This is a genomic window from Longimicrobium sp. (assembly GCF_036554565.1).
Taxonomy (GTDB): domain Bacteria; phylum Gemmatimonadota; class Gemmatimonadetes; order Longimicrobiales; family Longimicrobiaceae; genus Longimicrobium.
In genome coordinates this window covers 1-5,116 of record NZ_DATBNB010000357.1, presented here as the reverse complement: position 1 = coordinate 5,116, position 5,116 = coordinate 1, and the positions used below count along the sequence as shown (strand labels likewise).

Annotated in this window: 6 protein-coding genes; all 6 read right to left on the bottom strand. The window is 70.9% G+C overall.

Translation table 11 applies throughout. The features are described from left to right. A partial coding sequence (gene secG / locus VIB55_RS10020) for a preprotein translocase subunit SecG (protein WP_331876513.1) occupies window positions 1-369 on the bottom strand: 369 nt, incomplete at its 3' end. A gap of 70 nt (window positions 370-439) precedes the next feature. Further along, the gene (gene tpiA, locus VIB55_RS10015) at window positions 440-1,207 is read right to left on the bottom strand and encodes a triose-phosphate isomerase (protein WP_331876512.1); all 768 of its coding nucleotides are present in this window, start codon (window positions 1,205-1,207) and stop codon (window positions 440-442) included. Further along, a complete protein-coding gene (locus tag VIB55_RS10010; RefSeq protein WP_331876515.1) occupies window positions 1,204-2,406 on the bottom strand; it encodes a phosphoglycerate kinase in 1,203 nt (400 codons plus the stop codon). Before VIB55_RS10010 ends, tpiA begins: the two co-directional genes overlap by 4 nt. A 17-nt stretch (window positions 2,407-2,423) precedes the next feature. Then, window positions 2,424-3,431, bottom strand: coding sequence for a type I glyceraldehyde-3-phosphate dehydrogenase (gap, locus tag VIB55_RS10005; protein ID WP_331876511.1), 1,008 nt, complete (start codon window positions 3,429-3,431; stop codon window positions 2,424-2,426). 51 nt (window positions 3,432-3,482) lie between these two features. Continuing rightward, window positions 3,483-4,256 (bottom strand): ComF family protein, encoded by a 774-nt coding sequence (locus VIB55_RS10000; RefSeq protein WP_331876510.1) that lies wholly within the window; start codon window positions 4,254-4,256, stop codon window positions 3,483-3,485. A 118-nt stretch (window positions 4,257-4,374) separates the two neighbouring features. Next, entirely contained in the window at window positions 4,375-4,968 is a 594-nt protein-coding gene (locus VIB55_RS09995) for a PLP-dependent aminotransferase family protein (RefSeq protein WP_331876509.1), read from the bottom strand. Between the last annotated feature and the right edge of the window lie 148 nt (window positions 4,969-5,116).

Sequence of the window (5,116 nt, the reverse complement as noted above, 5' to 3'; positions counted from 1 at the left end):
CGTTCCGGTGGCCGGGGCGCCGGTGGCCGGGGCGCCGATCGGGCCCTGCTGGGCGCCGGGAACTGCCGGGGCCGTGGGCGCCGGTGCCGTGCGTCCGCCGCGCTGGAACTCTTCCTGGAGGATGGACGACGAGCCCGCGGGGCGCGACGACAGGATCGACAGGCAGAAGGCCAGGAACATGAACGCGCCGCCGCACCACCAGCTCATGCGGGTGAGCAGCGTGGCCGCCTGGCGGCCGCCGAACAGCGTGTCGGACCCGCCGCCGCCGCCCATGGCCGCAAGGCCGCCGCCCTTCCCCGCCTGCAGAAGCACAACGGTAAGAAGGACCAGCGCGTCGATGATCAGCAGGGTCAGCAGGAACGTGAACACGGATGAGCCCGAGAACTGGCGGAAGATTGCGACGGAGAATCGTCTAAATTGAGGGCGAAGGGCCGCGGTGTCAACCCGCGGCCTTCACGATCCGGGCAAACCCGGCGGCGTCCAGGCTGGCGCCGCCCACCAGAACGCCGTCCACGCCGGGCTGCGACATCAGATCGGCGGCGTTGTCGGGCTTCACGCTGCCGCCGTAGAGCACGGGCACCGCGTCCGCCGCCTCGGCGCCGTACGCGGCGCGCAGCCGCTCGCGAACCGCCGCGTGCATCGTCCGCGCGTCGTCCGGCGTGGCCGTGACCCCCGTGCCGATGGCCCACACGGGCTCGTAGGCGATCACCAGCTCGCCCACCTCGTCCGCTCGGACGATCTCCAGCACGGGGGCCAGCTGCTCGGCCACGACGGCTTCGGCCCGGTCGGCGCGGCGCTCGTCGATGGTCTCGCCCACGCAGAGCACCGGGACCAAGCCGGCGTCCAGGACGGCGCGGACCTTCCGGGCCGTCTCCTCGCCCGTTTCGCCGAAGACGTGGCGGCGCTCGCTGTGGCCCACGAGGACGAGCTCCGCCCCGGCGTCCTTCGCCATGCCGACGGAAAGCTCGCCCGTGAAGGCGCCGCTTTCTTCCCAGTACACGTTCTGCACCCCCAGCCGCACGTCGGGCCGGCCCTGCAGCGCCTCGCGCGCGGCCGCGAAGGAGATAGCCGGGGGAAAGAAGGCGATGGTGCGATCGTCGCCCGGCTCGGCCAGGTTCAGGAAGTCGGCGAAGAAGCGGGCAGCCTGCGACGGCCCGTGGTTCATCTTCCAATTCCCCGCCAGGATCGGCTTCCGCGGCGCCGTCATTGGGCCGCCGCGTTGTTCAGGGCGGCCACGCCGGGAAGCTCCTTGCCTTCCAGGAACTCCAGCGAGGCGCCGCCGCCGGTGCTGACGTGCGACATCCGCGCTTCCAATCCCAGCTCCGCCACCGCCGCGGCAGAGTCGCCCCCGCCGATGATGGTAGTCGCGCCGCGGTCCGTTGCGTCCGCCACCGCTTCGGCGACGTCGCGGGTGCCGGCGGCGAACTCCGCGATCTCGAACACGCCCATCGGCCCGTTCCACAGCACGGTGCACGCGGTGGACAGGATCCGGCGGAACTCATCGACCGTCTTCGGACCGACGTCCAGGACCGACTGGTCGGACGGGATGGACTCGCGGGCGACCGTCTGCGTGGTCTGCCCCGCTTCCAGCCTGGGCGCGACGACCGCATCCACCGGGATCACCAGCTTGTCGCCCGCGGTCGCCAGGAGCTCGCGCGCCATGTCGACCCGGTCGTCCTCCACCAGCGAGGTGCCCGTGGCGAGCCCCATCGCGCGGAAGAAGGTGTTGGCCATCGCCCCGCCGATCAGCAGGTGATCCACCTTCGGCAGCAGGCTGCGAATGACGTCGATCTTCCCCGAGATCTTGGCGCCGCCCAGGATGGCGACGAACGGGCGCTCGGGGTTCGCGAGCGCGCCGCCGAGGTACTGGAGCTCGCGGTCCATCAGCAGGCCGGCGACGGCGGGCTTGCCGTACGCCTTCATGGCGATCGCGACGCCCGCCGTGGACGCGTGCGCCCGGTGCGCCGCGCCGAACGCGTCGTTCACGTACACGTCGCCCAGGGCGGACATCTCTTCCGCCAGCGAGGAGTCGTTCTTTTCCTCGCCCGGAAGGAAGCGGGTGTTCTCCAGCAGCAGCACTTCGCCGTCCTGCATCAGCGAGACGGCGCCGCCGGCCTGGAGGCCGACGGTCTCCTCGACGAAGCGGACGCTGCGGCCTTCCAGCAGCGTTTCCAGGTGCGCGGCGACGGGGCGCAGCGACATCTCCGCGTTCGGCTTGCCCTTCGGGCGGCCGAAGTGGGCCAGCAGGATCACCCGCGCGCCCCGCTGCACCAGCGCATCCAGCGTGGGAAGGGTGCTGGTGATGCGCTTGTCGTCGGTGATGCGCCCGTCCTCGATCGGGACGTTGTAGTCCACCCGGACGAGGACGCGCTTGCCGCGGACGTCCTCGTCCTTGAGGTCGGCGATGGTGGCCTTGCGCTGGCTCACAGCTTTTCGCCCATGAAGCGGGCCAGGTCCACGCAGCGGCAGCTGTAGCCCCACTCGTTGTCGTACCAGGCGACCACCTTCACGAGCCCGGCGACCACGCTGGTGGAGGCCGCGTCGACGATGGACGAGGCCGGGTTGCCGGTGTAGTCGATGGAGACCAGCTCCTGCTCCTCGAACGCCAGGATGCCCTTGAGCGGCCCCTCGGCGGCGGCGCGGAGGGCATCGTTCACCTCGGCTGCGGTCACCGTGCGGCCCAGCTCGCAGGTCAGGTCTACCACGGAAACGTCGGGCGTGGGCACGCGCACGGCCATGCCGTCGATCTTGCCCTTCACCTCGGGAATGACGAGGCTCGTCGCCTTGGCGGCGCCCGTCGTGGTGGGGATCATCGACAGGGCCGCGGCGCGGGCGCGGCGCAGGTCCTTGTGGGGGAGATCGAGGATGTTCTGGTCGTTGGTGTAGGCGTGGATGGTCGTCATCAATCCGCGCTCGAACCCGAAGTTGTCGAGCAGCACCTTCACCACGGGGGCGAGGCAGTTGGTGGTGCAGCTGGCGTTGCTGACCACGTGGTGGTTGGCCGCGTCGTACTTGTCCTGGTTTACGCCCAGCACGATGGTGATGTCTTCGCCCTTGGCCGGCGCGCTGATGATCACCTTCCTGGCGCCCGCTTCCAAGTGCTTGGCTGCGCTCGCGCGGTCGGTGAAGCGGCCGGTGGACTCGATGACGATGTCGACCTCCAGGTCGCGCCAGGGCAGGGCGGACGGGTCCTTTTCGGCGTACACGCGGATCTCGTCGCCATCCACCAGCAGCGAATTCTCGCGCGCTTCTACGGTGCCGGGGTACTTGCCGTGCACCGAGTCGTAGCGCAGCAGGTGCGCGAGGGTCTTGGTGTCCGTCAGGTCGTTGACGGCCACGAAATCGATGTCGGTGGCCCCCGCCTGCTTGGCGGCGCGGAGGACGTTGCGGCCGATGCGGCCGAACCCGTTGATGGCGACGCGAATGGGCATGTGCTCGCTCGTGTGGTGAATATGGAAAAAATCGGCGGAGCGCCGGGCATCTCAGCCCAGGCGCTCCAGCTCCGGGATGACGCGTGCGAAGGTCGCGACGCTCACCACGCGCGCCCCCGCCTCCAGCAGCGCTTCTGAACATGCAAGCGCCGTGGCACCCGTGGTCCACACGTCGTCTACCAGCATCACGTGCTCGCCGCGGACCCGTGGCGCCTGCCTGGCGGGGACGGAAAAAGCGCGCGCTACGTTAGCCCGGCGTTCGCTGGGATGCAAGGCCGTTTGCGTGGCCGTGGCGCGCGTTCGCTCCAGCAGTTCCGGGGCGGCGACGCGCTCCGTCCCTGCGGCGAATCCGGCGGCCAGCAGCGCCGCCTGGTTGTAGCCGCGCTCCCGCAGGCGCGCCCTGCTGGTGGGCACGGCGACCACCAGCCGCGCCTCGTCGCTCACGTCGCGCGGCCAGGCGATGCGGGCCATCCGGGCGGACATGGGCGCGGCGGCGGCTTCCCAGCCCTGGTACTTGAGCGCGTGCACCAGGTCGCGCGGCACGTCGTCCATCACGTACGCCGAGCGGATGGAGCGCACGGCCGCGGGCCAGTCGCCGCAGGTGCGGCACTTGGGGCGCGGGTCTTCGCGCGCCGGCACCGGTCCCCAGCAGCGGTCGCAGCGCGGGGCGGGGAGCGGGCGGCAGCGCGCCCAGCACACCTGGCAGACGACGCGGTCCGGCAGCGTCGTGGGGACAGGCGCGCGGCAGGAGACGCAGACGGGTGCGAACACCAGGTCCAGCGCGCCGGCCCAGGCGTCGCGCGCGAGTCGGGGGATGGCGAGCATCGGCCGGGCGAGAAGGTGGACGGATCGCACGTGGGGCCGAATCAACACGCGTCCGCATCATCCCACAAGTCCCACGGACATCTACGTACCAGCTGTAACGCGTTCTACGCGCCCGCCATCAGCCACGTCCAGCGGTCTGTATCAACCCAGCCAGCAGATCGAGCGCCTCGCGCGTTCCATCGGACCATCGATATCCCGCGTTGATCCGCAGGCAGTCTCCAAAATCGCCGCTCGCGGAGAATGCCGGGCCGGGCGCCACGCTGAGCCCACGCTTCAGCGCGCGCCGCTGCAAATCCACCGTATCGCTTCCCTCCGGGAGCTGCACCCAGAGGAGAAAGCCGCCCGCCGGTTGCGAGATGCGGGTGCCGGCGGGGAAGCGCTCGGCCACCTCGAATGCGAACCGCTCCACCGTTCCCCGCAGCACGCCGCGCAGGCGGTGCAGGTGGCGGTCATATCCGCCGGACGCCAGGTACTCGGCCAGGGCCAACTGGGGTGGCGCGGAGGTGGCGGCCGTCGTGGCGAGCTTCAGGTGAAGGACCCTGTCGCGGTAGCGCCCCGGGACCATCCATCCCACGCGGTAGGATGGGGCCACGGTCTTGGAAAAGCTTCCGCACGAGATCACCAGCCCCGAGCGGTCGAACGCCTGCAGCGAGCGGGGGCGTGGGTCGGCGAAGTGCAGCTCCCCGTACGTGTCGTCCTCGATGGCGGGCACGCCCGATTCCGCCAGCAGGTGGCGCGGCGCGCGCTGGAAGCGGGGTGCGCCCGCACCGCGGACGACGTGGTGATCACCTGCGGCGCGGCCGAAGCCATCCACCTGGCTCTGCGCGCGCTCACCCGCCCGGGCGACACGGTGGCCGTGG

Coding starts and splice junctions, on each gene's coding strand:
- tpiA (WP_331876512.1), bottom strand. CDS start 1,207: ATGACGGCGCCGCGGAAGCCGATCCTGGCGGGGAATTGGAAGATGAAC.
- gap (WP_331876511.1), bottom strand. CDS start 3,431: ATGCCCATTCGCGTCGCCATCAACGGGTTCGGCCGCATCGGCCGCAAC.
- VIB55_RS10000 (WP_331876510.1), bottom strand. CDS start 4,256: ATGCTCGCCATCCCCCGACTCGCGCGCGACGCCTGGGCCGGCGCGCTG.